Raw genomic sequence first — 23,879 nt, forward strand, 5'->3', positions numbered from 1 at the left:
GCCACGTTGATGGTTGATTTTGTGAAGTCTCGGCCGTGCACGGCCGTGACTCCACAGGGCAGTTGCTGTGCGGCGAAGTGTCGGTTGAAGCACTTCCTCCTCGGCGCTTCCATCGAATTACTGGTAGAGCCGAATCAAACCGACTGGGTCTAGGGCTCTCTAAAGCGTGTTGCACAAGGCGGTGTTCGGGCAGGTCAGGGCCCGTGGAGGCAGTCCTCTGGTCATGACGCGAGGGCGAGGTTGTGCATGTGCGCGACGGCCTGGACGGCATGGTGAAGGCCGTCGCCGCGTTGCCGGCAGTCCCGGAGGATCTTGTAGTTCTTCATCCGGCCGATCACATGCTCCACCCGCGCGCGGACCTTGCGGTGGGCGGCGTTGTCTTCTTCCTCGCCCGACAGCAGGGCCCGATGGGGGCGTTTGCGGTGCGGGGTGACCATCCCGCAGTTGAGGTAGGCGCCGTCGCCCAGCACAGTCACGTCCTGGCAGTGCTCGGCCAGGCCGGAGGCACGCCAGGCATGGGCGTCCGCGGTGGTGCCCGGCACCGGCCGGGCCGCGGCGATCACCAGGGCGAGGCGCTGCCGGGAGGCGTACTGCTGGGAGTCGTCGGACACCGCCCAGCCCGCTGTGTGGGTCAAGCCTGCCGCGTCATGGAGCGGATAGATGTCCACGGCCCAGGCGTGGGCCGTGGATCACCCGGGAGCTTGACGAAGGGCGCGGTGAACTCCGGCCCCCCACTCGGACCCACCCACAGGATCCGCCGCTCCACGTCCTCGGACACTCCGTCGTCGACGAGTTCGGTCGGTCGTCGGCCGCGGCCTCGTCCTGCGAGACACCGGTTGTCCTGAGCATCATCGCGTTCCCGTGCAGCACCCTTGCGTCGCGGTCGTACACGACGTGGGGAGCGGGATGTTGTTCGAACATCAATCGCATGAGCGTGTCGTCCGAGGGCGCGTCCGACGCGCGGCCGGAGTCGACGGTCACCAGGCATGCCGCCTCACAGTAGGCGTCGAGCAAGGGGCTCCGGCGCACCCGCGAGTCCAGGTGTCGCTCGTCGCAATGCAGCGTCGCGCCATCGGCGGTGAAGAGGTCAGTCACCGGCCTGCCGATGATCTCCGCAGGCTATACCCACCATGGGCTTGGGGCCATCGGATGGCAAGGCGGCGGCCTCGCCGCTATTCCAGGCAGATGATCACGGCTGCCGCGTCGTAGGGCCGCTGCACATCGAGCCCGGTGTACTTCTCGAACGCGTTGAGCCGGTTCAGCACGGTGTTGCGGTGGCAGTTCAGAGCGCGACCGGTCTCTCCGAGGCTGCCCGTTTCCAGATAGTTGCGGACCGTTTCGAGAATCTTCGTCCTTTCCAGCTCCGTGCACTTCTCCAGATACGGAAAGACGATCTGCCCGAGTTCACAACCGACACCGGCCAGCAGGTGCCGCGTCACCGATCTCCAGCGGTCGGACAGGGTCGCGACACCCGTGCTGTCCATCGGCAGGTCCGTCATGATCTCCCGGGCCGCCGCAGCCGCCTCCCGGACCCGGACGAGTCCGCGCGCCACCGGTGCGACGGCGACTGCCGTGTCGGCGAACAGCTCCTTGGCCGTGGCAGGGAGTCCGGCCAGGGCAGTCTGCGCGGTTGGCCAGATGAAGAGCGTGTGGTGTCCCATGTCGTAGGTGAAGAAGACGTCGTCCCGCCGGGTGAGGGCCCTCAGTCTTCTGCGGACGGTGACTCCGTCGTCCCGGGATGTGGCCGCCACACAGAAACGTCCCGTCCTGGGAATGCGGAGCGCCCCGGCGATCCGGTCCAGCGCGGCGGCGGTCGGACGTGTGGGCCCGAACAGCTGGGACAGGTACTGCCGTTGGAGGTCGGCGTCGGCCTGTTCGATCGCCACCTGTTCCGCGAGGTAGTGCTCCTGGACGTGGGCCGCGAAGGTGTCCACCGTGGCCCACACCCGTCCCGCGTTGCGCACCAGGAGGGCTGGATCTGCCCCGCAGGAGGGGTCCGCGAGGTTGTCCCAGAGCACGGTGAAGTCGAGCCGGACGGCCCGCAGCAGGCTGTCCAGCGGGACGGCCTGCCCGGCCCGCCGAGTGCCGATGGACTGCGCGATGGAGGCCAGCACGTCAGCGGTCCCGTCGGAGCGCAGGCTGTCAAGGATGGCGGAGAAGGACTGGACACTTGTCCGCCGCAGATCCTCCGCCGTCAGCACGGAGTCGGCGTACGCGGGGTCCGCCATGGTCCGGGCCAGGAACTGCTCGACCATCGCGTCCAGTCGACCGCGTGTGCGCTCGATGGCGTCGTCCCATCGCTCCGTGTCGTGGTCGGACACGCACGTCTCCTTTCCACCGCTGCGCCATGCCACGCGGTGCAGTGATGTTACGTAGCGGTGGCCCGTGGCGGAAATCGTCGGACTCCCATTGTGCATAGGCCAAATTTTTGCCGCCGCGCGCGGTGCGATTTTTCATTGTCCGTTCCAACTGCCGCTGACACTCTTCCGGTGCGCACCCCCAGGTGCCGAGAAAAAAGGAGGAGCTCGTGGCTGTCGAAACGGACACGCAGTCCACGCTTCCCGCTGGTTCCAGCGGCGACTCGTCGGGCTACCAGCAGCGACTTTCCAACCGGCAGATCCAGATGATCGGCATCGGCGGGGCCATCGGTACCGGCCTTTTCCTGGGCGCCGGCGGCCGACTCGCATCGGCCGGACCTGCGCTGGCGATCGTCTACGCATTCTGCGGAATCTTCGCCTTCTTCATTCTGCGCGCACTCGGCGAACTGGTACTGCACCGCCCGAACTCGGGGTCCTTTGTCTCGTACGCCCGCGAGTTCTTCGGGGAAAAGGCCGCCTTTGTGTCCGGCTGGGTCTATTCGATTTCGTGGGCTCTCACCGCGATCGTCGACATCACCGCGGTCGCGACGTACTTCCATTACTGGCCGGAGCTGCGCAGCGTCCCCCAGTGGCTCCTGGCGCTCACCGCGCTGCTCGTCGTGACCTGCGCGAACCTCGTGTCCGTGCGCTTCTTCGGCGAGATGGAGTTCTGGTTCGCTCTCGTCAAGGTCGCCGCGATCGTGGTCTTCCTGGTGACCGGAGCCGTGTTCCTCGCCGCCGGGTTCCCGGTCGACGGGCATAACGCCGGGCTCTCGACCGTGGCCGACAACGGAGGGATCCTGCCGAACGGGCTCCTGCCCGCGGTGATCATCGTGCAGGGCGTCGTCTTCGCCTATGCCGGCATCGACCTGATAGGTGTCGCGGCCGGCGAGGCCGAGAACCCCGCCAAGGTGATGCCGCGTGCGGTCAACGCCGTCATCTGGCGCATCGCCGTGTTCTACGTCGGCTCCACGACCCTGCTCGCCCTGCTGTTGCCGTACACCTCCTACCGGGCCGGCGAGTCGCCGTTCGTGACGTTCTTCAACGGCATCGGCGTGCCCGGCGCGGGCGGCGTGATGAACCTGGTGGTGCTCACGGCGGCGCTGTCGAGCCTCAACGCCGGCCTGTACTCGACCGGCCGTATCTACCGCTCGATGTCCCGTTCCGGCACCGCTCCCCGGTACATGGGCCGCCTCAGCCGACAGGGAGTGCCCTACGGAGGCGTGCTCTTCACCGCCGTACTGGCCCTGCTCGGGGTCGGTCTCAACGCCCTCGTCCCGAAGCGGGCGTTCGAGATCGCTATCAATGCGACCGCCCTGGCGATCCTCTGCACCTGGGCGACCATCGTGCTGTGTCAGCTGCGGCTGTACCGCTGGTCGCGGCAGGGCCGGGTGAGCCGCCCCGCCTTCCGTCTCTTCGGCGCCCCCTGGACCTCGTACCTGACGCTTGTGTTCCTGTTCGGGGTCCTCGTCCTGATGCTCTTCGACTACCCGGTGGGGACCTTCACGGTCGGAACACTCCTCGTCATCGTCCCCGCGCTGATCGTCGGCTGGTTCGGGGTGCGCGGCCGGGTCCTCGCCCTCGCGGCCGACCGTAGCCCCGCCGAAGCCGAGAGCGACCCGACTCCCCAGTGACACCGGCCGTTTCCCCCACCAATCCGTCCCGAGGAGGACTCCCCCATGACCACTGACCGAACCGACACGCCCGGCGTTGCGAGCGGCCCCACCGATGCCGAACTCTTCCTGCGTGACTTCCGCTCGCTGAGCCGAATCGGCGAGACCCCCGGCGGCGGTGTCGACCGCCAGGCTGCGACCACCGCCGACGCCCAGTCGCGGGCATGGTTCACCGCCCTGCTCAGCCAGTACGGGTTCACGGTGGAGACCGATGCGATCGGCAACGTCTTCGGGCTGTTGGAGTGGAACCCGGGAGCCCCGTACGTCCTGGTCGGCTCTCACCTGGACAGCCAGCCCCTGGCCGGCAAGTTCGACGGGGCCTACGGTGTCGCGGCGGCGCTGCATGCCGGGCGGCGGCTGGCCTCGGGCCACGTGCCCGGGCACCTGCCGAAGTACAACCTGGCGGTGGTGGACTGGTTCAACGAGGAGGGGTCGCGGTTCGCCCCGTCCATGATGGGCAGCTCCGTCTACACCGGGAAGATGACGGCCGCGGACGCCCTGGCCATCCGGGACACGGACGGGGTGACGGTCGCGCAGGCCCTCTCCGCCATCGGGCACACCGGTACCGGCACCGGGCCGGTACCCGCCGCGTGCGCCGAGATCCACATCGAGCAGGGTCGTTCGCTGGAGGACTCCGGCACCACGATCGGGCTCGTCGACTCCTGCTGGGCGGCGGAGAAGTTCACGGTCACCGTGCACGGCGAGCAGGCGCACACCGGCTCCACCGTCATCGCCGACCGCCGTGACGCCGTACTCGGTGCCTCCCGCCTGGTAGTGCTGCTGCGCGAGCTGGCCGACCGCTACCCCGCCGGCGTGCTGCACACCTCGGTGGGCCAGTTCACCGTGCTGCCGAACTCCCCGGTCGTCGTCGCCCGCCGGGTCGACCTGACCATGGACCTGCGCTCGGCGGACGAGGAGGTCCTCGCGGAGGCCAAGCAGCTCCTGGAGAACGGCATCAAGCTGATCGAGGACGAGGTCGACGTCCGTATCGAGGTGCACGGCTCGCACGCCTGGGGCGTGCGGCCGTACCCGGCCGCCGGCGTCGGCCTGGCGCGCGAGTGTGCCGACGGCCTTGGGCTCACCAGCAGGCCCGTCCATACGCTGGCCGGGCACGACTCCATCAACATGAACGACGTCGTCCCCACCGTGATGCTGTTCGTCCCGAGCGTCGAGGGCGTCAGCCACAACGAGGGCGAGTACACGAACGACACCGACCTGTGCGCCGGAGTCGACGTGCTCACCGAGGTCGCACGGCGGCTGTGCGAAGGCGCGCTCGATGACACCCGCTGAGCAGCCCGCGCGGCTGCGGGTGGGGGTCCTCCAGGCCACCGCGGTGATCGGAGACCCGCAGCACAACCTCACGACCCTGGAGAAGGCGGCCCACACCGGCCGGTCGCAGGACGTGCAACTCCTGGTGACTCCGGAGCTGTTCGTCAGCGGCTACGACCCGGCGACCGTCGCGGCCGACGACGGTCACGCCCAGCGGCGGTCGATCGCGGACATCGCGCGGTCGGCCGGGCTGGCCCTGGTCGCCTCGACCGTCGACCACCGCCACGGCGAACGCTTCGTCAGCGCGTCGCTGTTCGGCGCCGACGGGCTGGAACTGACCAGGTACCACAAGACGCATCTGTTCGGCCCGGCGGAGAACTCGGTGTTCACGCCCGGCACTGAGCAGCCCCGGGTCGTCCCCCTGCACGGCGTGAACATCGCGCTCGGCATCTGCTTCGACGTCGAGTTCCCCGAGTTCACCCGCGCGGTGGCGCGCTCCGGCGCCGAGCTGCTGTGCGTGCCCACCGCCGTGCCGCTCCGCTCGTCCGCCGACGGACAGCCCGCCCCCTTCGACACCCGTCTCGTCCCCGGCATGGTCGTCCCCACCCGGGCCTTGGAGAGCCAGCTCTTCATCGCCTACGCCAACCACGCCGGGCCCGGCTTCGCGGGACTGAGCTGTCTCAGCGACCCCTATGGACGCCGCGTCGCCGCCGACGAGACCGGCGAGGAGCTGGTGGTGGCCGACGTGGACCGCCGCACCCTGCTCGACGCCCGCCGCGACACCGACTACCTCTCCTCCTCGCTCATATGACCCGCGCCGGATCACACCCCGGCACGAGCCCTTCAGGAACCCAAGTGAACACGCCTTCGCGCGGGATCAGCATGCTGGTCCCCGACTTTCCCTTCCCCTACGACGAGTACCTGGCCCACCCCGACGGCCTGGGCTCGGTCCCGGCCGAGCAGCACGGGAGGGAAGTCGCCGTCGTCGGCGCCGGCATGTCCGGCCTGGTCGCCGCGTACGAGCTGATGAAGCTGGGCCTGAAGCCGGTCGTGTACGAGTCCGCCCAGCTCGGCGGCAGACTGCGCGGCGCCCGCCAGCCCGGCACCGACCACCCCGTCGCCGACCTCGGCGGGATGCGCTTTCCCCGCTCCGCGCGGGCCTTCTTCCACTACGTCGACCTGCTCGGCCTCGACACCCAGCCGTTCCCCAACCCGCTCACCTCGGCCTCCGACAGCACCGTGATCGAGATCGCGGGCCGCCGGCATTACGCGGAGTCCCCGGCGGACCTGCCGCAGATGTTCCACGACGTGGGTGCCGCGTGGAGGGACTGCCTGGAGGAACGCGCCCACTTCGGCGCCATGCAGCAGGCCATCGCGGAGCGCGACTACGCCAGGATCAAGACGCTCTGGAACGAGCTGGTCCCGCGCCTCGACGACATGTCCTTCTCGCACTACCTGGCCACGTCGAAGGCGTTCTCGTCGCTGCCGTTCGAGTACCGGGAGGCCTTCGGACTCGTCGGGTTCGGCACCGGTGGCTGGGACACCAACTTCCCCGACTCGATGCTGGAAATCCTCCGGGTCGTGTACGTCAACGCCGAGGACGACCAGCAGCGCCTCCTCGGTGGCGCGCAACTCCTGCCCCAACGCCTGTGGCAGCACGCACCCGAGGGCATCGCCCACTGGCCGGCCGGTACCAGCCTGGCCTCCCTGCACGGGGGCGCGCCCCGCGGAGCGGTCAAGCGGATCCGGCGCACCGACATACCCGGCAACAGCATCGAGATCACCGACCGCTGGGGCCGCGCCTCGGCCTACCCGGCGGTCATCGCCACCTGCCAGTCCTGGCTGCTGTCCGCACGGATCGACACCGACGAATCGCTCTTCAGCCACCCGATGTGGACGGCGATCGAGCGCACCCACTACATGCAGTCCTCGAAGACGTTCGTGGTCGTCGACCGCCCCTTCTGGAAGGACATCGACCCCGAGACCGGGCAGCACGTGATGAGCACGACGCTGACGGACCGGCTGACCCGCGGCACCTATCTGCTGGACAACGGCCCAGACCAGCCCGCGCTCATCTGCCTGTCCTACACCTGGAACGACGACGCGCTGAAGTGGCTGCCGCTGGACGTCGAGGAGCGCGTACGGCTGATGCTGCACTCCCTCAAGCAGATCTACCCGAACGTCGACATCGCCTCGCACATCATCGGCGACCCCGTCACCATCTCGTGGGAGGACGACCCGAACTTCATGGGCGCCTTCAGCGACAACCTGCCCGGCCACTACCGCTACCAGGAACGCCTCTACACCCACTTCATGCAGGACGACTTCGATCCGGCGCACCGCGGCATCTACCTCGCCGGCGACGACGTGTCCTGGACCGGCGGCTGGGCCGAGGGCGCCGTCACCACAGGCCTCAACGCGGTGTGGGGCGTACTGACCCAGCTGGGCGGCAAGACCACGGCCACAAATCCCGGACCGGGCGACCGCTTCGAGGAACTCAGGCCGATCAGGCTGCCGTAGGCCGCTAGCGTCCTGCGGGGGTGGGGCGGCTGGTGGTGTCGGTGGCGAAGCACGTGATCCGCATGCCGTCGGCATCCGTAATCCTCAACTGGGCGCCGGGGTCCAGCCGTTCCTTCCAGACGATCAGCCGTATGTCCTTCGGCCAACCGTTGAGCATGTCGCCGGTGAGTTCGGCGACCCAGGCCCCGTCGCGGATCTCTCCGTCCGGCTCGGCGGCCGGCGTCCATCCCGCGAGTGGCACCGTGAGTACGGCCTGGTGAATTGCGTCGGTGATGGTCATGCCGACCGAATACGACAGCCACCGTCCGCGTCGATAGGGATTGGGCAGCTGGGCCAGGGCCAGTTGGGTGGCCGTGATGTGATCGGCAGCGGTGTTGCTGCCGGCGTTTCCGGGCCTGAGCAGACCGGCCACCGGCTCGCCGGACCCGTGGTCGACGGAGCCCATCAGCGGGTGATGGCCGAAGGTCTTCTTCCAGGTCGCAGCCGCGTCTTCCTTGTCGGAGTACGCGATCACCAACACGCCGCCCAGGTCCACGGTCACACAACCGGTCGCATCAGGCGCCGACGCGCCGGCCAACTTCCATACAAGTTCGCGCACTTGGGAGCGGACACTGCGGATCGCGTCCAGGGCGCGCCGGCCGCCCGCCGCGAGCGTGTCGATCAGCCGGGAGACTGTCGGGTCCGAGGCCACCGGCCCGAACACGGCCGGCTCGGCCCGCAGCATGCCGATGTCGGCCAGGCAGCCGCCACCGAGGGCGACCGCGAGCACCACATCCAGATCGCAGTATCCAGGCCCGTCTGGATGAGGAGGGCGAGCATCTGCCTGCCGCGATCGGCTAGCCCTTCGTGCGCTCGGCGAGCCCCGCTTCGTCTCGATGCTGAAGCCGGCCGCGGTGCAGGTTTCGTCATGCGTTACGGCATGCACCCACGCCTGACGGATCCCCCACCAGTCGCCTGCTCACGTCAGGGTGGGTCCGCACGCGCGGTGCCGGTCGGCCTCGCCCCGTCAGGTCGAATCAGGCCGGGTCGGATCGAGAAAACGCTTCGCGAGCGGCAGCAGCTGGGCACGGAGGGTGTCGTCGTCGAGGTCGACGACCAAGGGATGCACGGCCGCCCCGCTGATCGCGGCGATGATCATCGCCGTGCGAACGGCCCCGTCCGGTCCAGGGTCATTGCCAAGGAGCAGGCGATTCATGCGGCCCATGACACGCCGGAACGATCCCGTCATGGGGGCGAATCGCGCGATGCCGGGATCCGCGAGGATGGTCGCCATCGTCCGACGTCGCTCGACAGCCAGCGCGACCATGTTGTTCAGGAGCCGTTCGCGCGCCTGCGTCCATGACTGCTCTTCCTCGGCGTCGTCGATCGTCGCCTCCATCCGCGCGAGTTCGGCGTCGGCGACCGCGAGGACGATCTCGTCCTTTGTCTTGTAGTGGTGGTAGACGGCCGCCTTCGTGATGCCCAGTTCGTCGGCGATCATCTGCAACGACGTTCCCGCCACACCGTGTTGAGCGAAGAGATCGAGTGCGGCCGAGACGACACGAGACTGAGCAGCTGTCACCGTCCCGGGCACGGGGCGTCGGATGTTCGGGGCGTCGGCCTTGTTCACGGCAGAAGCATACAGACGGCTTGACCCTGAGCTGGCCGCTCAGCTAACTTCCAACTAGCCGATCGGCTAAGCATAAAATAGCCGGTCGCGCATTCACGCATCACAGCTCCGACCAGGAGCCGTGGCACGGTGAGACGCCTCCCCCACCCCCGGCCGCGTCACCGCGAGCCACTGGTCACCGATCCGCACCCGCTTCGAGTACGCGCGGGCGAACAGCATTCCTGCCACCGGATGACCGAGGTGAAAGATGAGCGACAAGCGCTATCGCGTGGCCCAGTGGGGCACGGGCCACAGCGGGATGGCCGCCCTACGCGCCCTGATCGACCACCCGCGGTTCGACCTCGTCGGCGTGTACGTGTACTCCGACGAGAAGGCGGGGCGCGACGCCGGTGACCTGTGCGGCAGGGACCGTACGGGCGTCGTCGCCACCAGGAGCATCGACGACATCGTCGCCGCCGAGCCCGACTGCGTCGTCTACATGCCGATGACGTACGACCTCGACGACGTGTGCCGACTCCTGGAGTCGGGTGCGAACATCTCAACCCTGCTCGAACATTTCCACGACCCCGACAGCATGGATCCTGGCATACGGCAGCGCATCGAGGCGGCCTGCCGACGCGGTGGAACCTCACTGTGCAGCGCCGGATCGAGCCCCGGGTTCATCACCGAGGCCCTCCCGGTCGCGCTGACCTCGCTCCAGCGGCGGCTCACCTGTCTGACGATCCACGAGTACGCCGACATGTCGGAGCGCGATTCGCCCGAGATGCTCTCCATGCTGTTCGGGGGCGATCCCGCGGCGGCCCATGTCACCGGCGTCGCCGCCTCCACGAGGGAGCACTACGGTTCTTCGCTGCGCCGGCTGGCGAAGTCGCTCGCGCTGCCGCTCGACGACATCACCGCGTCGGCCGAGGTAGCGGTCGCGAAGACCCCGGTCACCACCGCGGCGGGCACCTTCGCCGCCGGAAGCGTGGCGGCATGGCGGATCGAGATCCAGGGGCTCCGGGGCGGTGCACCCGTGCTGCGGATGATCCCCACCTGGTACATCACCCCCGATCTCGATCCGTCCTGGAACTTCCCCTTCGCGGGACAGGGTTGGCGCGTCGTCGTCGACGGCGACGTGCCCCTGGACACCACCGTCCGCTTCATCTGGCCGACGGAGGAGGACCGGTCCCTCGTCGGCTACGGCAACGCGAGCCGCCCGGTGAACGCGGTGCCCTACGTCTGCGCGGCCCCGCCCGGCATCGCCTCCTCGCTCGACCTGCCGCAGATCGTCGCCAACCTGGCCTGAGGCCGCCGTATCCCCGAGGAAAGCGAAAACAACCGACCTTCCAGAGACAAGGAGTACACCGCGATGAAGGTGTCCAACCCGGAGGTCACGCTCGAAGAAGACGGGCACGGGTTCCCGGAAGAAGCACGCGACACGGCGATGATCGGCTGGAATCTGGTCACCAGCGTCCACGGGGACGACGGGAACCAGTACTGGTTCAACATCGGCGCGATGTCACTGGCCCAGGGCTGGGGCAACCTGGACTTCTGGCAGATGTGTCTCCGCTCGGAGCCGGGAAGGGTCGCCCAACCCAGCGGATCGGCCCACAAGGTCACCGAATTCCCCAAGGGCCTCGCCACGGAATGGCACGTCCACCCGCGTGGCGTTCTCACCGTGACAAAGACGAGCGATCAGGTCGCGGTCGACATCGACACCGTCCATATCGTCTGCAGGCCCGACGGAACGTGGCACTACACGGTGGAGGACCAGGCCGCGGGGATATCGGGAGAGTGGGTGCACACCGGCAACGGATTTCCCATGTGGTACGGGAAGGAGACACCGCAGTCGTACGTACCCCACAGCATCTCCTACGGCTACATCTGGGCCGGCACGGTCGAGGGCACGCTGCATGTGCGGGGTCGGGAAGTGGCGATCCGCGGCGCGGGCCAGCGGGAACGGTACTACGCGGTCGACGCCTGCCCCGCGGAGGTGGGCGCATGGCACGACTGGATGTGGTTCCACTTCGACGAACTGTCCGGAAACCTCGACGAGATGAAACTCAGCAAACACAAGGACATGGCGCTCTACCTCAACGAGGAGAAGCAGTACTTCCCGACCGGAGAATTCCAGATCGAGCACCACGACTGGGCGTACAACCCGTCGACCGGCACCTTCATCCCGTCTCGCTACCACGTGACCGTGGAAACAGAGGCAGGCGTCCTGGAGTTCACCGGTAAAGCGGTGGGGAGTTACGCCGCGAGCAGTGTCGGCGAGTCGCCGGACTCCCCCACCATCCTGCTGGACTGGGACCGGATCGAAGGCACCTTCACTTACCCGGACGGCCGCACGCGCACACTCACCAACGGGCTTGGCGGAACCCTCATCCGGCAGTGGAAGTCGTATCCCGACATGCTCATCGGCGGCGCCGAGTTCCAGCCGCTGACCGTACCGCGCGTATGAACTCGGAGAATTCCAGCAGATTCCAGAGAAGGGCGGGACAGTGATGTCACGCAGGACCAGGGCGAGAAGACGGAGTACTGGCAGGCGCATACGCAACAGCGCTTACGTGGCAGTGCTCATCGGCGTCACCATGGGAGCGTCTCCGGCCGAGCCGAAGCAACGCCCGGAGGGGAAGCCGGCCGAGGCGGCGTCCGCCCGTCCGTCGACCCCGGCGGACGCGCTGGCGACGTTCAAGGCGGTCGTCGACGCGTCGACCGGCAAGCTCTCCGCTTCCGCGGACCAGTCTGTCGCCGCACTCCAGAAGTTCATGGACGAGGCCGACATCGCCGACGACAAGGCGATGAAACAGGTCGGCGTCGACGCCAAGGCGAAGCTCGACGCGGACATCGCCGCCCTCCTGAAGTCGGCCCAGGGCGCGGTGCCCAAGGCGGAGAGTCTCGCTCCCAGCTGGGCCGCGGGGGCCACCGACGCCTGCACACAGCAGGATGGCACCGACGTCGTGAAGTCGGGGACCGCCGTGTGCACCACCAACGCCGACCGCGACGACCGGTCGCGCGCCCGGGCCGAGGGCGATGCCGCCTCGGCCAAGGCGAGCGCCAACCACGACGGCGACGCGGACGCCAAGGCCCAGGGCGCCGGTTCGGCCGCCACCGCGAAGTCCGGCGACGCGGACCGCGCCGGCCAGAGCGGCAACACGTCGGACGCGATCTCCACAGCCGGATCCCGGACGACGGCGAACTCCGGTACCGGCGACCACGACCAGCGCAACCAGGCGACGGCCGTCGGCAACGACAAGTCGCTCTCCACCGCCGACAGCATCAACGGCGACCGGAACAAGACCTTCGCGGGCTCCTCCGACAACGGCGAAGCCCGCGCCGCCGGCAGGTCCGGCGACGACAACAGCTCCATCGCGCTGGGCTTCAACGGCAGCAACGACGGCGACGGGCCTTCGGGCGCCCAGGCCACCACCCTCCTCGGCTTCAAGAACCAGGCCCTGTCGATCGCCAACGGCCAGAACTCGGCCGCCATCACCAACGCCGGCTACGGCGACGGTCACCGGGCGGCCGCAACTTCGGGCGCCAACTCCCAGGCACGGGCCGACGCGGCCCAGGGCGAGGACAGCGAAGCCTTCGCCACAGCCACCGACCGGGGTCACGCGCTGGCGTACGACAGCTACGGCGACAACATGCTCGCCATCGCCAAGTCCAAGGGCAACGGATCGACAGGTCCGTGCTCGCCCATCGGGCAGGCCGTGAACTCCGGGGAGACGACCTATCCGCTGGACGCCTGCGCCACCGCCAACGCCCGCGCGGTGGACGGCGACACCAACACGGCGATCTCCACGGCCGACAAGGCGAAGGCGTACTCCGTGGCCGAACGGGGCAAGTACAACACCGCGATCACGAAGGCCACCGACGGCGGTGACATCGTGTGGAACACCACGCCCTCGCTGCCGAACCAGCCCACCAACCCGCACGCGGGGATGAAGGCCGACTGCCCGTGGCCGCTGCCGCCGCTGCCGCAGGCGCAGCAGCCGTGCGGCAACGCCACGGCCAAGGCCAGCTACGGCGACGGCAACCTGGCTGTCGCGGTCCCGAACGGCGATCACGTCTTCACCTGGTCCGAGGCCTCGGGAGGCAGCTACAACCAGACGCTCGCCACCGGTGAGGGCAAGGACTCCCAGGCGCGGTCCCGGGCCATCTACAACAACTACGGCACCGCCAAGTCGGCGGCCACCGGCGGCGGCAAGGCCGACACCCTGGCCATCCTCGGCTACGAGAACGTGGCCCTGGCCAACGCGGACGGCACCGGCTCCAAGGCCGACGCCACAGCCGCCGGCCCGCACTCCCAGGCAACGGCCACGGCCAGTAAGGGCGGCACGGTGAGCGCCGTGCACAACACCACGACGACGACCGGCTTCCTGGGCGTCAACCTGACGACCGGGGTGTCGTGTTCGGCCGCGAGCGTGACGTACGCGCTGATCGGTACGGGCCAGAGCTGCGGCAGCGGGTTCTGACCGACGTCCGACGGCCCAGGCAACACGCGCGGGTCGGAGGGGCGGAACCTCGCCACCCCGACCCGCGCTCTCCCCCGCCCCCCGACCGACAGACAAGGAAAGGCAGCCGATGCGCGCCAAGTGGACAGCCCCAGCCAGGTGCAGACACCTCCGGCGCGTCATCGCCCTCGGCACGTGCGCGCTGCTGCTCGCGGGATGCAGCGAGGAGGCCGCGAACGAGCCGGCCTCGGGCAGGACGGCGCAGGCGCATCGGTGCGCGCAGGTCGACGGAGCCAAGGACGGCGCGCAGAAGGGCAACGCCGCCTGCGAGGCGTACGCCCTGGGCGGCGACGGCAACAAGGCGTCCGCCGACGCTGACGGCGAGGGCTCGTCGGCGGGCGCCGTGGCCGGTTCGCTCGCTCTGTTCGACAAGGGCAGGTCCGACCTCAGCAGCGACAACAACACCTCGCTCGCCGCCGCGACCGACGGCGGCGGCGCGCTCGCCCGGTCCGGTGTCAACGCCGAGGGCAAGAGCGGCGCGGTCGGCAACAGCGCGGTGGCCCGGGCCGAGCGCCCGGACTCCTTCGCCAACGCCAGCGCGGCGAACGGCAGTCACAACTCCGCCACATCGGTGGCCGACGGCTGCGTCGGTACGGCGGACAACGCCTGTGCCTTCTCCGCGTCCGGCAACGGCGACCACAACGTCGCGAGCGCGGACTCGGGCGGCAGGAAGTCCGTCGCGCAGGCCGGCGCACTCGACGGTGACTTCAACAAGGCGCTCTCCAAGAGCAGTTCGGGCGGACGCGCCTCCAGCAGCGCCCAGGGCGGCGACGGCAACTCCGCCGACTCCCTGGCGACGGCCCTCGCCGCCTTCGCCTCCTCCCAGGCAACCGGAGGCAACAGTTTCGCCCTGGCCCGTGCCGAAGGCGCCAAGAGCACGGCCAACGCCATCGCCCGGCTCGCCGCCACAGCCCGCGCGTTCGCCGACCTGGGCGCCACCGCCACCGCGACGGCGACCGGCAAGGGCTTCACGGCCTACGCCTACGCCTCCGGCCCGGGCACCACCGCGACCGCCACGCACGACGCGGACACCGACACCGGAAGCTGCTCCGGGCCCGGCGTGGCCTACGCCATGACGGGCGGCACGTTCCGCTGCGTCCGGGGATTCTGAACAGCGGACGACGAGCGCCGCCTCCCGCGAGACCGCATGAACAAAACTGCATACAGTTAAACCAAGATCAAGATCGAACCACCACCCCGTCGGCAAGCCGAGCCCCAGGCAAAGGCACCCACACACCCCTCCGCCAACAGTGCGCGTCAAGCACATTGACACCCAAACTGCATACACATTACGGTCGCCCACATCGCGAGAGTGCGATGCGAGTGCATCGCGCATCGTGCCGGACAAGGGAGTCGACGATGGGCTTGGCAACGCCGCCGAACACCGACGTGATGGTGCAGAACCTCTGGGACAGGCAGCAGATCTCCGACGTCATGCTGCGCTTCGGCCGCGGGCTCGACCTGCACGACTGGAAGCTGTACGCCGACACCCTCGCGGACCCGTTCGAGGTGGACTTCTTCGACCTGACGGGCCGCCCCGCGGCGACGACCACGCCGACGGTCTGGGCGGAGTTCGCCGAAGCCTGCCTCGGACGGCTGGTCGTGATGCACCAGTACTCGAACTTCTCCATCGACGTGCGAGGCGACGAGGCGGACGGCGTCTTCTACCACGTGTCGCGGCACCGGATGCCCAACCGCACCGGAGACGACCACTACACGCAGTACGGCTGGTACGAGAACAGTTTCCGGCGCACCGACGACGGCTGGAAGATCTCTCGGCTCAAGCACACCTTCCAGTGGTGCGACGGCAACCCGACGCTGATCGACGTCACCGATCCCGCGTGGCAGACCGCAGCCGCCGCCATCTTCGGAGCCTGACGTGGATACGCCCGCCGGTTTCGAGCACAGGACCGCGAACGTCAACGGCGTCCGCCTGCACTACGTCATCGGAGGCTCCGGTCCGGCCGTACTGCTGCTGCACGGGTGGCCGCAGACCTGGTACGAGTGGCGCCAGGTCATGGCCGGGCTCTCCGGTTACACCGTCGTCGCGCCCGACCTGCGCGGTTTCGGCTATTCGGGCAAGCCGGCCGCCGGCTACGACGGCGTCACCATCGCCCGCGACCTGGCAGAGCTCGTACGGCTCCTCGACCTCCACGACGTGACGGTCGTCGGCCACGACTGGGGGGCGGTCTTCGCCTATCTCTACGCCGCGGACCACCGCGACCGAGTGAGCGCGCTCGGCATCATCGAGATGGCGCTGCCCGGAGTCGGGATGATGGAAGCGGCCATGCAGCCGCAGCCGGGCGGCAACTTCCTCTGGCACATGGGATTCCAGTCCGTCCCCGACCTGCCGGAGTTCCTCATCGCCGGCAAGGAACGGCCCTATCTGCGCTGGTTCTTCGAGCACTTCGCCTTCGACCCCGCCGCGATCACCGAGAGCGATCTCGACGAGTACGTGGCGGCCATCACCCAGGTCGGCGCACTGCGCGCCGGACTCGGCGTCTACCAGGACTTCTTCACCACCGCCGAGCAGGTGACCGAGCGGGCGAAGGTCCCGCTGGACATCCCGGTCGTGGCGTGGGGCGGCGAGTCCTGCCTCGGAGGGCTCAGCCTCGCCTCCGTCCAGCAGGTCGCGAAGCACGCGACCGGCGGTGTCATCGAACGGTGCGGGCACTGGGCGGCGGAGGAGCGTCCGGACTTCGTGATCGACGTCATCCGTTCGCTCGCGGCGCGGCCGGCGGATCCCGATCACTGACCCAGCGCCCCTGGCCACACGCCCTCCGGTACGCGGTCTCCGGCGCATACGTCTTCCACTGCGCCCTCGTCAGGTCGGCCCCCGCCGGGCGCAGACCCCTCGGACCACCTGGGCGGGGGCGACGGCGTGCCGCTGGAGGGGGACGTGGGCGCTGCCCGCGTACAGGGTGTGGTTGTCGGCTGCGAAGGCCAGGGTGTCGATCGCCTCACCGGGGGTCCGAAGAGGGCCGCCGAGTGGTTGCCCGGTCTCCGTGTCCCACAGCTGGAACGTTCCCTTGTCGCCGCCCACCGCGAGCGTACGGCCGTCGGGGCTCAGGGCGAGGGCGCTGACCGTATCCCCGTTTTCGGACGGGGAGTTGGGGAAGCGTTGCCTATGACGCCCGTGCGGTGACGCAGGTCGCCGTCCCCAGAGAGCGACACGGCCGGCGAGGTCGCCAGCGGCGAGCGGGGAGCCGTCGGCCGTGAAGGAGAGGAACGTGCCGTCCTCGCCCTGGACCAAGTTCCGGACCGTGAGACACCCGGAGGGGAGACGGACCGCGCGGTTGTCGCCAGCGAGGAGGCGGCCGCCGGCGCGGGGTGTGAGGTGGCTGCTCGCCAGTCCCGGCCGGCGTCGCCGCGTACCGACTGACCACCTCGGTCTAGCGCAGCTCCAAGCTCGCGTCCGCGTCCACCCGGATCGACACGACCTGGACCCTTCCACTCGAATGAGCCGTCCGCCGGGCAGACGGTACAACTGCCGGCCTCCGTGGCCCGCTTCCACGCCTCCACCGGCCTGGACAGCAAGGTCGTCGCAGGCAAGAAGGCCACCTTCCCGGTCACCGTCGAGGGACTCGGCGAAGGGCAGGGCCGTCTCCCTTCGCGCCAAGATCACCGACAAGACGAACAACACGTCGACGATCTCGGTCCATAACGCCTACTACGGCAGGCCGTCCTGTCTGCTCGGGTTTCCCGCTCGCCTCAAACCACGGTCGTGTCCTCCAGCTGTCTGCCCTTGGTCTCCTTGACCACCTTCAGCACGAAGACACCGGACAGCAACGCGAAGGCGGCGTAGCAGGCGTACGTGGCCGAGAGGTTCCAGTCCGCCATGCGCGGGAAGCTCTCCGTGACGGCCCAGTTGGCGAGCCAGTTGAAGGCGGTCGCCACGGATATCGCGGCGGCCCGGATCCGGAACGGGAACATCTCACCGACCATGACCCACAGGATGACGCCCCAGGAGACGGCGAAGAAGAAGACGAAGGTGTGGGCCGCCACGAGGGCCACCGTGCCCTGGGCGTCGGGAATGGAGATGCTGTCGCCCGTGCCCGTCTTGTAGGAGAAGGCCCAGGATGCCAAGGCGAGGGACAAGGCCATGCCCGCCGAGCCGGTCAGGGCGAGCGGTCTGCGGCCGACGCGGTCGATGAACAGCATCGCCACCACGGTGCCGACGATGTTGACGATCGAGGTGGACAGGCTGATCAGCAGGGAGCCGGACTGGTCGATGCCGACCGACTGCCACAGGATCGACGAGTAGTAGAAGATGACGTTGATGCCGACGAGTTGCTGGAAGACGGCGAGTCCGATGCCCGCCCAGACGATCGGCAGCAGGCCGAAGGAACCGCCGAACAGGTCCCGTACACGGGGCTTGTGGGCGTTGCGCAGCGCGTGCTCGATCTCGGCGAGCCGGGTGTCGGCGTCCGCTTCGGTGCCCTGCACCTCGGTCACCGCCCGGCGGGCCTCGTCGTTGCGGCCGCGGGCGACGAGGTAGTGGGGGGATTCCGGGATGCGTGAGGTGAGGACGTAGTACAGCACCGCGGGTACTACGGCGGCCAGGAGCATCCACTGCCAGGCGTCGAGCGGGCCCAGGGGGTTCTCGCTGCGGCCTCCCGCGCCTTTGGCTATCGCCCAGTTGACGAGCTGGGAGGCGGTGATGCCGAGGACGATGGCCCCCTGCTGGAACGACGCGAGGCGGCCCCGGTACGCGGCGGGGGCGATCTCGGCGATGTAGGTGGGGCCGATGACGGAGGACAGGCCGATCGCCATGCCGCCCAGGACGCGCCAGGCGCCCAGGTCCCACACGGACTGCGCGAGCGAGGACCCGACGGAGCTGACGGCGAAGAGGGCCGCCGCCATGTGCATCACCCGCAGGCGGCCCAGCCGGTCGGCGAGCCGTCCCGCCGCGGCAGCACCCGCGGCTGAGCCGAGCAGTGCGCTGGCGACGACCGTGCCCGTCTCCGCCGACGACACGTCGAAGTGGCGCTGGATACCGATCACCGCGCCGTTGATGACGGCACTGTCATAGCCGAAGAGGAAGCCGCCGATCGCGGCCACCGCCGCGATGAAGACACTCCGCCCCAGCTTGCCGGGGGCGGGGGCGGGGGCTGTGCCTGCGGGCCGGTCGGGGGTCGTGCCTGTGCTCATGCTGGCGACGTTCCGTTCAGAGGGCGGTGCGACAACCGGGCGGTGTGGCAAGAGTGTCGAGCGGGGACGCAGGCGTCATTCGCCGGTCTCGGTCGGAAAGGGGAATCCGGGGACCGCACGGGCGAACAGCGTGTGGACGGTGTCCTTCGGCTGCTGTGCGGACAGAGCCAGCACCCGCTCACCGATCCGGTCCGGGGTGACCACTCCCGGGCCGCCGCCACCACCGCGCCGACGGTCCTGGATGTGCCCGACGAAGAGCTGATAGGAACGCACACCCTGCTCACGCGCCTCCGCGTCGAGGATCTGCGCCATGGCCAGCTGCGCGTGTCCCGTGATGGTGACCAGGCTGGAGTGCCGGTTGAACAGCAGGTTTCCCGGGCCGCCGATCAGGACGTGGGTGCCGTGGCCCTGGGCCGCCATCAGCGCCAGCGCATGCCGGGCGAACGTGTAGTGCGCGGTCAGGTTGTCGGTCAGGACCCGCTGGAACTCGCCCTCCTCGGTCCGCAGCAGCCCGGGCCCCGACCAGTAGCCACCGAGCGAGCCGACTGTCAGGTCGACGTGGCCGTGGTCGGCCGCGACCTGGGCGAGCAAGTCGCGCGCCTGGGCGAAGTCGCTCACGTCGGCGACGCGCGTGTCCAGCTTCGCGTCCTCCACGCCGAACTCCTCGACGTACCCGCGCAGGGCGTCGAGCCGCGACCGGCTGCGGGACGGTACGACGACGGTGGCACCGGCGCGCAGACCGGCCCGGACGATGCCTTCGCCGATGTTGCCGCTACCGCCGGCGACGACCATGACGTCGGTGCTGGTGAGGGCCTGCGGGGCGGGGGGTGTCATGGCGTCTCCGTAGGTTGTTCCACAGTGGAGGCCGGGTCGGTCCCCTGTCCCTGGTCCCGTCCTGTCAGAGGCGCCTTCACCCGAAAGTCACCTCTATGAGTGCATGCACAATGACTCTCCGATGGGCCGTCACGACTGACTCAGAGCGCAAACCCGGTCACCAGAATAGTAGATGTGTGCACACTTAGGGTGCAATTCATGGACGGCAGGATGCCCGACCTCGCGGTCGCACAGGCGGAGTCCGGCCTCGCGTCAGGCCGAGGCGATACCGAGCACCACCGGGGCGGCCGCAAGCAGGACCAGCACGACGGGGACCGGCGTCCCCTTGACGTCCTTCACCCGGAGATGCGCTAGGACCGCCCCGACGAAGTAGAGGACGAGGCCGATGCCGGCCGCGACACCGAGCGGACGGTAGAAGATGCCGGCCAGCAGCCCCAGCGCGCCTGCGAACTTCAGCAGGGCAAGGGGGGTGAACCAGGCCAGTGGCACATCGAGGGCGGCCATGGTGGCCTTCATGTCCTCGGTCCGGGCTATGAGCAGACCGCCGGAGGCCGTCATGAGCAGCGACACCAGGATCGCGACGACGGCGTAGGCAACGAACATGAACTTCCTCCAACGATGAACCTTCCAGAATGATTGAAGGCTATCAATGGTTTTCCTTCGTTAGCAATCTCCGTCGCTATAGGATGGCGGGCATGGCAACAGCGAGCGGCGGGGCGCCCATGGATCGCCTGGGGTTTCTCCTCGCAGTGCGGGGCGCGATCACTGACGCCCAGGTGCGCAGCGCACTCGGTGTCACCGGGCTGAGCCCACGACACGCCATGACGCTCATGTACCTGGACGACGCCGGACCGGTGAGCCAGCAGAAGCTGGCCGAACTGCTCGCGGTGGACCCGAGCCAACTCGTGGCGATCCTCAACGACCTCGAACGAGACGAGTTCGCCAGGCGCCGACGCGACCCCGCCGACCGCCGCCGCCACATCGTGGAGATCACGCCGCAGGGGGCCGCGACGCTGGAGACCACGAGCGCCGCGTTGACCAGGTGCGAGGACGAGTTGTTCGCGGACCTCACGCAACACGAGCGGGAGCAGCTGAGCGAGCTGCTCAACCGGATCCGGACAGCGGGCGGTCACTACAACTGCTAGAAACTGTGCGCCTCGGGCGGTGAAGCGCGTCAGCGCGGCGGGCCGAGGAGGATCTGCCCGTACTTCTCGGCCGCTTCGGCCAGCCGCTCGGGGGTGATGGCGAAGTCCTTGGGGCGGGGGGTGCTGATGTCGCGGCCGGCGTGCTGGAACATGCCCTCAATACCACCGGGGGTGGTGATCATCAGCAGGTCGGCGGTGTCCGACGTGATGCGGTAGCCGTGCGGGATGTTCCGGGGCAGGTAGACGATCCCGCCCTCCGACAGCTCCATCTGCTCGTCACCGAGCCACAGCAGCGCCTCACCCTTGATCAGCATGAAGATCTCGTCCTCACGCGTGTGCATGTGAAACGGCGGCGCCTCCCCCTTGGCGACATCGAACCTGCCCACAGTGAGCTGCCCCTCCGTGGCCTCACTGTCGAGCAGGACGGAGAACGTGCCCCCGTCCAGCCACTCCAGCGTCTGCTGCTGCTCGGGCTGGGCCAGGAATGCCATGGACATGATGCGGATTCCTTACGGTGACTGGTTCAGCTCTGAGGCAGAAGCTCCATGACGATGCCGATCATCTTTCCGCCCTCTTCGGTGGTCCAGTTTCCGGCGAGTTCGGCGAGGAGCTGGTTGGTGGAGGTGATGACTGCGCCGGCCTTGTCCATGCGGCGGATGGAGATGTCGTCGGCCATCTTGGAGGGGGAGCCGCCGGCGTCGGCGACGACCTGGACGCGGTGACCGGCACCAAGGGCCTTGAGCGTGGGGAAGACGGTGCAGACGTCGTTGGTGACGCCGGCGATGATCAGGTGGCTGCGACCGGTGGCCTTGACGGCGTCGGCGAAGTCCTTGTCGTCGAAGGCGTTGACGACGCCCTGACGCTGGATCCGGCCGGCGAACTCCTCCGGAGCTATCTCGGCCAGCTCGGCGAGCAGCGGGCCCTGCGCGTACTCCTCCATGGAGGAGGTCAAAACCAGCGGCATGTCCAGGGCCTTGGCCGCCTTGGCCAGGGCCAGAGCGTTGGCCTTCATCTCCTCGAAGGCGATCGAGCCGACCCAGCCCATGGTCCCGACCTGGTGGTCGATGAGGAGCAGGGCGGAGTTCTCGGCGGTGAACGGCTCTGCGATCTCTACGGTCATGACGGGCCTCTTTCGGAGGGTGCTGTACTCGACGCGGAAGCGGGGCGGTCGATGGTCCCGGCACGTGGTTCCGGCTATCGGAGGGGCTGCTCTGCGGATCGGTCTTCCTGCGCGGGCGTGTGCCCGTGAACCTGTCGCCCACCGGCTCTCACCACCCGGGCCCCCACCCGTCAGCCATCGTGCGCTTCGCGCCCGCTCCTCGCACTCCGGGGACAGCGTGATCGCGCGAGGATGTGCCGGAATGCGCACGCCGTCTCCCGGATCTCATGGGGTCAACGGCCTTTCCCGAAGGCCGGGCAAAGCCGCCTGCCCGCGCAGGGGGCGCCCGGACGCCGGACCCGCCTGCCTGTCGTACAGAGCAGGACCGCGCCTTGTCCGAAACCAGCGCACCGCCCGCTACGGGCCGGACACCGCTCGGGGACGTAATGCGCGCGACGGTGGGCCGGGCGTGGCCCTGATCCGGTGGCCAGGCCCCGCTGCGGAAACTGCCCAAGAACTCAAACTGTCCAAGAACTATTCGAGCGGGGTTTCGCGCCGCTCGGGCCCGAACGCGCGGAGGAAGCGATCGACCGTTCGCTCCACGTAGGCCGGCGTCACCGGCTCGGCGGCGAACAGGCCGCGCAGCACCAGCGGGCCCGCCAGCTGGTCCACGGCGTCCTGAGTCGGGATGTCCCGCCTGAGCAGGCCCGCGGCAACACCGTCGCGGATGAGCGCCCGCACTCCGCTGGTGCCTTCGAAGTGCCAGCGGGCCCGCAGCTTCGCGAACTGGGGATCCGTGGCGGCTCTCTCCATGACCGTGAGGGTCATCGTCGCCGTGCGAGGGTCGTTCACGCGGTCGGCGAGCCGCAGGAGTTCGGCGACGAAGTCGGCCCGCAGGTCTCCCGTCGGAACCAGCTCGTCCGAGGGCAGCTCGCTCTCGATCAGATCGTGCAGAAGATCCGCCCGCTCGGGCCAGAAACGGTACAGCGTCGTGCGCCCGAGTCCACTGCGCTCGGCGACCGCGAGGTGCGTGACCGCGTCCCAGCCGCTCTCGACGAGCAACGCCTTCGCCGCGCCGAGAGCAAGGATGCGGTTGCGGTCGGGGCGGGGATCGCGCACTCGGCCGCCGGACGGCTGCTCATCGGCTGTCGGACTCATGGGCGTAGGCCGGCAGCGGCCGTCACTCGAAGCTCAGGCACCGGCGCCGTCGATGACCGCGACGACCTCGTAGGGGTGGGGGTCGGCCGTGGCGATGCGCCGGACGTTCTCCATGTGCTCGCGGTACTCCGGGTTCGCCTGCAGCGCCGCGTGCGCGTTTCGCCAGGCATCGCTGTCCGCCCAGTGGATGTAGTTCACGAGACGGGTTCCGTCGAGGCTGCGGTGAATGCTGCCGCGCACGAACCCGGGCATCGTGCTCGCGATGTCCGTCATGCCGGTGACCTCAAGTCGTACGAGCTCGTCCTGGTCGCCCGGTTCGACGGTGAACTGATTGATCATCGTCGTGGCTCCGTCGGCGCCGACGCGGATGGTGATGGCGCTGTCGTTCATGTCGTCCTGCTCCTCATGCCGGCGAGTGCCCTGACATCCGGAGAAGTCGCTGCCTCGCAGTCCGTGCTCGCGAGAAATCTAGCAACTTTTTTGGAACAACATGCCCCATAAATAGAGACGAGCCGCCCGGCGCTTGCCGCGCGACGACCCAGCCGGGCCACTCGCATGCGAC

The 23,879-nt window shown here is 68.9% G+C and carries 21 protein-coding genes and 3 pseudogenes; 12 read left to right on the forward strand and 12 right to left on the reverse strand.

What is annotated here, in order from left to right:
* Nucleotides 1-221 precede the first annotated feature (221 nt).
* Nucleotides 222-566, reverse strand: a pseudogene (locus tag ACWD4G_RS30350) (transposase family protein); the annotation flags it as partial.
* Nucleotides 567-1,172: 606 nt separating this feature from the next.
* Complete coding sequence (locus tag ACWD4G_RS30355; RefSeq protein WP_451298992.1) at nt 1,173-2,321, reverse strand: helix-turn-helix domain-containing protein; 1,149 nt, start codon at nt 2,319-2,321, stop codon at nt 1,173-1,175.
* Nucleotides 2,322-2,527: 206 nt separating this feature from the next.
* On the opposite strand from ACWD4G_RS30355, the gene ACWD4G_RS30360 reads away from it, so the two are divergent.
* The 4 genes from ACWD4G_RS30360 (at nt 2,528) to ACWD4G_RS30375 (ending at nt 7,819) form a co-directional block, all read left to right on the forward strand.
* Nucleotides 2,528-3,991 carry an amino acid permease gene (locus tag ACWD4G_RS30360; protein ID WP_451298994.1) on the forward strand — a complete coding sequence of 488 codons (1,464 nt, stop codon included), beginning with the start codon at nt 2,528-2,530 and terminating at the stop codon, nt 3,989-3,991.
* Nucleotides 3,992-4,036: 45 nt separating this feature from the next.
* A complete protein-coding gene (locus tag ACWD4G_RS30365; RefSeq protein WP_451298996.1) occupies nt 4,037-5,320 on the forward strand; it encodes a M20 family metallo-hydrolase in 1,284 nt (427 codons plus the stop codon).
* Nucleotides 5,307-6,110, forward strand: coding sequence for a nitrilase-related carbon-nitrogen hydrolase (locus tag ACWD4G_RS30370; protein WP_451298998.1), 804 nt, complete (start codon nt 5,307-5,309; stop codon nt 6,108-6,110). Before ACWD4G_RS30365 ends, ACWD4G_RS30370 begins: the two co-directional genes overlap by 14 nt.
* A gap of 71 nt (nt 6,111-6,181) precedes the next feature.
* Entirely contained in the window at nt 6,182-7,819 is a 1,638-nt protein-coding gene (locus ACWD4G_RS30375) for a flavin monoamine oxidase family protein (RefSeq protein ID WP_451299260.1), read from the forward strand.
* 22 nt (nt 7,820-7,841) lie between these two features.
* Here ACWD4G_RS30375 and ACWD4G_RS30380 read toward each other — a convergent pair.
* Together ACWD4G_RS30380 and ACWD4G_RS30385 are read right to left on the reverse strand one after the other, a co-directional pair.
* Nucleotides 7,842-8,696 (reverse strand): annotated as a pseudogene (locus tag ACWD4G_RS30380) (transposase); the annotation flags it as partial.
* 129 nt (nt 8,697-8,825) lie between these two features.
* Entirely contained in the window at nt 8,826-9,428 is a 603-nt protein-coding gene (locus ACWD4G_RS30385) for a TetR/AcrR family transcriptional regulator (protein ID WP_451299000.1), read from the reverse strand.
* A 247-nt stretch (nt 9,429-9,675) separates the two neighbouring features.
* Here ACWD4G_RS30385 and ACWD4G_RS30390 point away from each other — a divergent pair, with 247 nt between their 5' ends.
* The 6 genes from ACWD4G_RS30390 to ACWD4G_RS30415 all read left to right on the forward strand — a co-directional run bounded on the left by ACWD4G_RS30390 (nt 9,676) and on the right by ACWD4G_RS30415 (nt 16,685).
* The gene (locus tag ACWD4G_RS30390; RefSeq protein ID WP_451299002.1) at nt 9,676-10,716 is read left to right on the forward strand and encodes an NAD(P)H-dependent amine dehydrogenase family protein; all 1,041 of its coding nucleotides are present in this window, start codon (nt 9,676-9,678) and stop codon (nt 10,714-10,716) included.
* 63 nt (nt 10,717-10,779) lie between these two features.
* The gene (locus tag ACWD4G_RS30395; RefSeq protein WP_451299004.1) at nt 10,780-11,874 is read left to right on the forward strand and encodes a hypothetical protein; all 1,095 of its coding nucleotides are present in this window, start codon (nt 10,780-10,782) and stop codon (nt 11,872-11,874) included.
* Nucleotides 11,875-11,980: 106 nt separating this feature from the next.
* Nucleotides 11,981-13,891 carry a hypothetical protein gene (locus ACWD4G_RS30400; protein WP_451299006.1) on the forward strand — a complete coding sequence of 637 codons (1,911 nt, stop codon included), beginning with the start codon at nt 11,981-11,983 and terminating at the stop codon, nt 13,889-13,891.
* 109 nt (nt 13,892-14,000) lie between these two features.
* Nucleotides 14,001-15,041, forward strand: coding sequence for a hypothetical protein (locus ACWD4G_RS30405; protein ID WP_451299008.1), 1,041 nt, complete (start codon nt 14,001-14,003; stop codon nt 15,039-15,041).
* Nucleotides 15,042-15,289: 248 nt separating this feature from the next.
* Nucleotides 15,290-15,808, forward strand: coding sequence for a nuclear transport factor 2 family protein (locus ACWD4G_RS30410; RefSeq protein WP_451299010.1), 519 nt, complete (start codon nt 15,290-15,292; stop codon nt 15,806-15,808).
* Nucleotide 15,809: 1 nt separating this feature from the next.
* A complete protein-coding gene (locus ACWD4G_RS30415; protein ID WP_451299012.1) occupies nt 15,810-16,685 on the forward strand; it encodes an alpha/beta fold hydrolase in 876 nt (291 codons plus the stop codon).
* A 69-nt stretch (nt 16,686-16,754) separates the two neighbouring features.
* On the opposite strand, the gene ACWD4G_RS30420 is transcribed toward ACWD4G_RS30415, so the two are convergent.
* A complete protein-coding gene (locus ACWD4G_RS30420) occupies nt 16,755-17,183 on the reverse strand; it encodes a WD40 repeat domain-containing protein (protein WP_451299014.1) in 429 nt (142 codons plus the stop codon).
* Between the two features lie 98 nt (nt 17,184-17,281).
* Here ACWD4G_RS30420 and ACWD4G_RS30425 point away from each other — a divergent pair.
* Nucleotides 17,282-17,688: pseudogene (locus ACWD4G_RS30425) on the forward strand (hypothetical protein); the annotation flags it as partial.
* On the opposite strand, the gene ACWD4G_RS30430 reads toward ACWD4G_RS30425, so the two are convergent.
* From ACWD4G_RS30430 to ACWD4G_RS30440, 3 genes are all read right to left on the reverse strand, one after another.
* A complete protein-coding gene (locus tag ACWD4G_RS30430; protein ID WP_451299016.1) occupies nt 17,642-19,081 on the reverse strand; it encodes a sugar porter family MFS transporter in 1,440 nt (479 codons plus the stop codon). The pseudogene ACWD4G_RS30425 and the gene ACWD4G_RS30430 sit on opposite strands and share 47 nt — an antisense overlap.
* Nucleotides 19,082-19,156: 75 nt before the next feature.
* Nucleotides 19,157-19,915 carry an SDR family oxidoreductase gene (locus ACWD4G_RS30435; protein ID WP_451299018.1) on the reverse strand — a complete coding sequence of 253 codons (759 nt, stop codon included), beginning with the start codon at nt 19,913-19,915 and terminating at the stop codon, nt 19,157-19,159.
* A 252-nt stretch (nt 19,916-20,167) separates the two neighbouring features.
* The gene (locus ACWD4G_RS30440; protein ID WP_451299020.1) at nt 20,168-20,518 is read right to left on the reverse strand and encodes a DoxX family protein; all 351 of its coding nucleotides are present in this window, start codon (nt 20,516-20,518) and stop codon (nt 20,168-20,170) included.
* A 92-nt stretch (nt 20,519-20,610) separates the two neighbouring features.
* Here ACWD4G_RS30440 and ACWD4G_RS30445 point away from each other — a divergent pair, with 92 nt between their 5' ends.
* A complete protein-coding gene (locus ACWD4G_RS30445; protein WP_451299022.1) occupies nt 20,611-21,060 on the forward strand; it encodes a MarR family winged helix-turn-helix transcriptional regulator in 450 nt (149 codons plus the stop codon).
* Nucleotides 21,061-21,089: 29 nt separating this feature from the next.
* Here the strand turns inward: ACWD4G_RS30445 and ACWD4G_RS30450 are convergent, their stop codons facing one another.
* From ACWD4G_RS30450 to ACWD4G_RS30465, 4 genes are all read right to left on the reverse strand, one after another.
* The gene (locus tag ACWD4G_RS30450; protein ID WP_451299024.1) at nt 21,090-21,557 is read right to left on the reverse strand and encodes a cupin domain-containing protein; all 468 of its coding nucleotides are present in this window, start codon (nt 21,555-21,557) and stop codon (nt 21,090-21,092) included.
* Between the two features lie 26 nt (nt 21,558-21,583).
* Nucleotides 21,584-22,180, reverse strand: coding sequence for an isochorismatase family protein (locus ACWD4G_RS30455; RefSeq protein WP_451299026.1), 597 nt, complete (start codon nt 22,178-22,180; stop codon nt 21,584-21,586).
* 513 nt (nt 22,181-22,693) lie between these two features.
* Nucleotides 22,694-23,317: a TetR/AcrR family transcriptional regulator C-terminal ligand-binding domain-containing protein gene (locus ACWD4G_RS30460; RefSeq protein WP_451299028.1), complete on the reverse strand. Its 624-nt coding sequence runs from the start codon at nt 23,315-23,317 to the stop codon at nt 22,694-22,696.
* Nucleotides 23,318-23,350: 33 nt separating this feature from the next.
* Nucleotides 23,351-23,707 carry an antibiotic biosynthesis monooxygenase family protein gene (locus tag ACWD4G_RS30465; protein ID WP_451299030.1) on the reverse strand — a complete coding sequence of 119 codons (357 nt, stop codon included), beginning with the start codon at nt 23,705-23,707 and terminating at the stop codon, nt 23,351-23,353.
* Between the last annotated feature and the right edge of the window lie 172 nt (nt 23,708-23,879).

This window comes from Streptomyces sp. NPDC002643, assembly GCF_053592555.1.

Coding starts and splice junctions, on each gene's coding strand:
- ACWD4G_RS30365 (WP_451298996.1), top strand. CDS start 4,037: ATGACCACTGACCGAACCGACACGCCCGGCGTTGCGAGCGGCCCCACC.
- ACWD4G_RS30390 (WP_451299002.1), top strand. CDS start 9,676: ATGAGCGACAAGCGCTATCGCGTGGCCCAGTGGGGCACGGGCCACAGC.
- ACWD4G_RS30445 (WP_451299022.1), top strand. CDS start 20,611: ATGGCAACAGCGAGCGGCGGGGCGCCCATGGATCGCCTGGGGTTTCTC.
- ACWD4G_RS30440 (WP_451299020.1), bottom strand. CDS start 20,518: ATGTTCGTTGCCTACGCCGTCGTCGCGATCCTGGTGTCGCTGCTCATG.
- ACWD4G_RS30410 (WP_451299010.1), top strand. CDS start 15,290: ATGGGCTTGGCAACGCCGCCGAACACCGACGTGATGGTGCAGAACCTC.
- ACWD4G_RS30375 (WP_451299260.1), top strand. CDS start 6,182: ATGCTGGTCCCCGACTTTCCCTTCCCCTACGACGAGTACCTGGCCCAC.
- ACWD4G_RS30465 (WP_451299030.1), bottom strand. CDS start 23,707: ATGAACGACAGCGCCATCACCATCCGCGTCGGCGCCGACGGAGCCACG.
- ACWD4G_RS30460 (WP_451299028.1), bottom strand. CDS start 23,317: ATGAGTCCGACAGCCGATGAGCAGCCGTCCGGCGGCCGAGTGCGCGAT.
- ACWD4G_RS30395 (WP_451299004.1), top strand. CDS start 10,780: ATGAAGGTGTCCAACCCGGAGGTCACGCTCGAAGAAGACGGGCACGGG.
- ACWD4G_RS30430 (WP_451299016.1), bottom strand. CDS start 19,081: ATGAGCACAGGCACGACCCCCGACCGGCCCGCAGGCACAGCCCCCGCC.
- ACWD4G_RS30405 (WP_451299008.1), top strand. CDS start 14,001: ATGCGCGCCAAGTGGACAGCCCCAGCCAGGTGCAGACACCTCCGGCGC.
- ACWD4G_RS30455 (WP_451299026.1), bottom strand. CDS start 22,180: ATGACCGTAGAGATCGCAGAGCCGTTCACCGCCGAGAACTCCGCCCTG.
- ACWD4G_RS30370 (WP_451298998.1), top strand. CDS start 5,307: ATGACACCCGCTGAGCAGCCCGCGCGGCTGCGGGTGGGGGTCCTCCAG.
- ACWD4G_RS30435 (WP_451299018.1), bottom strand. CDS start 19,915: ATGACACCCCCCGCCCCGCAGGCCCTCACCAGCACCGACGTCATGGTC.
- ACWD4G_RS30450 (WP_451299024.1), bottom strand. CDS start 21,557: ATGTCCATGGCATTCCTGGCCCAGCCCGAGCAGCAGCAGACGCTGGAG.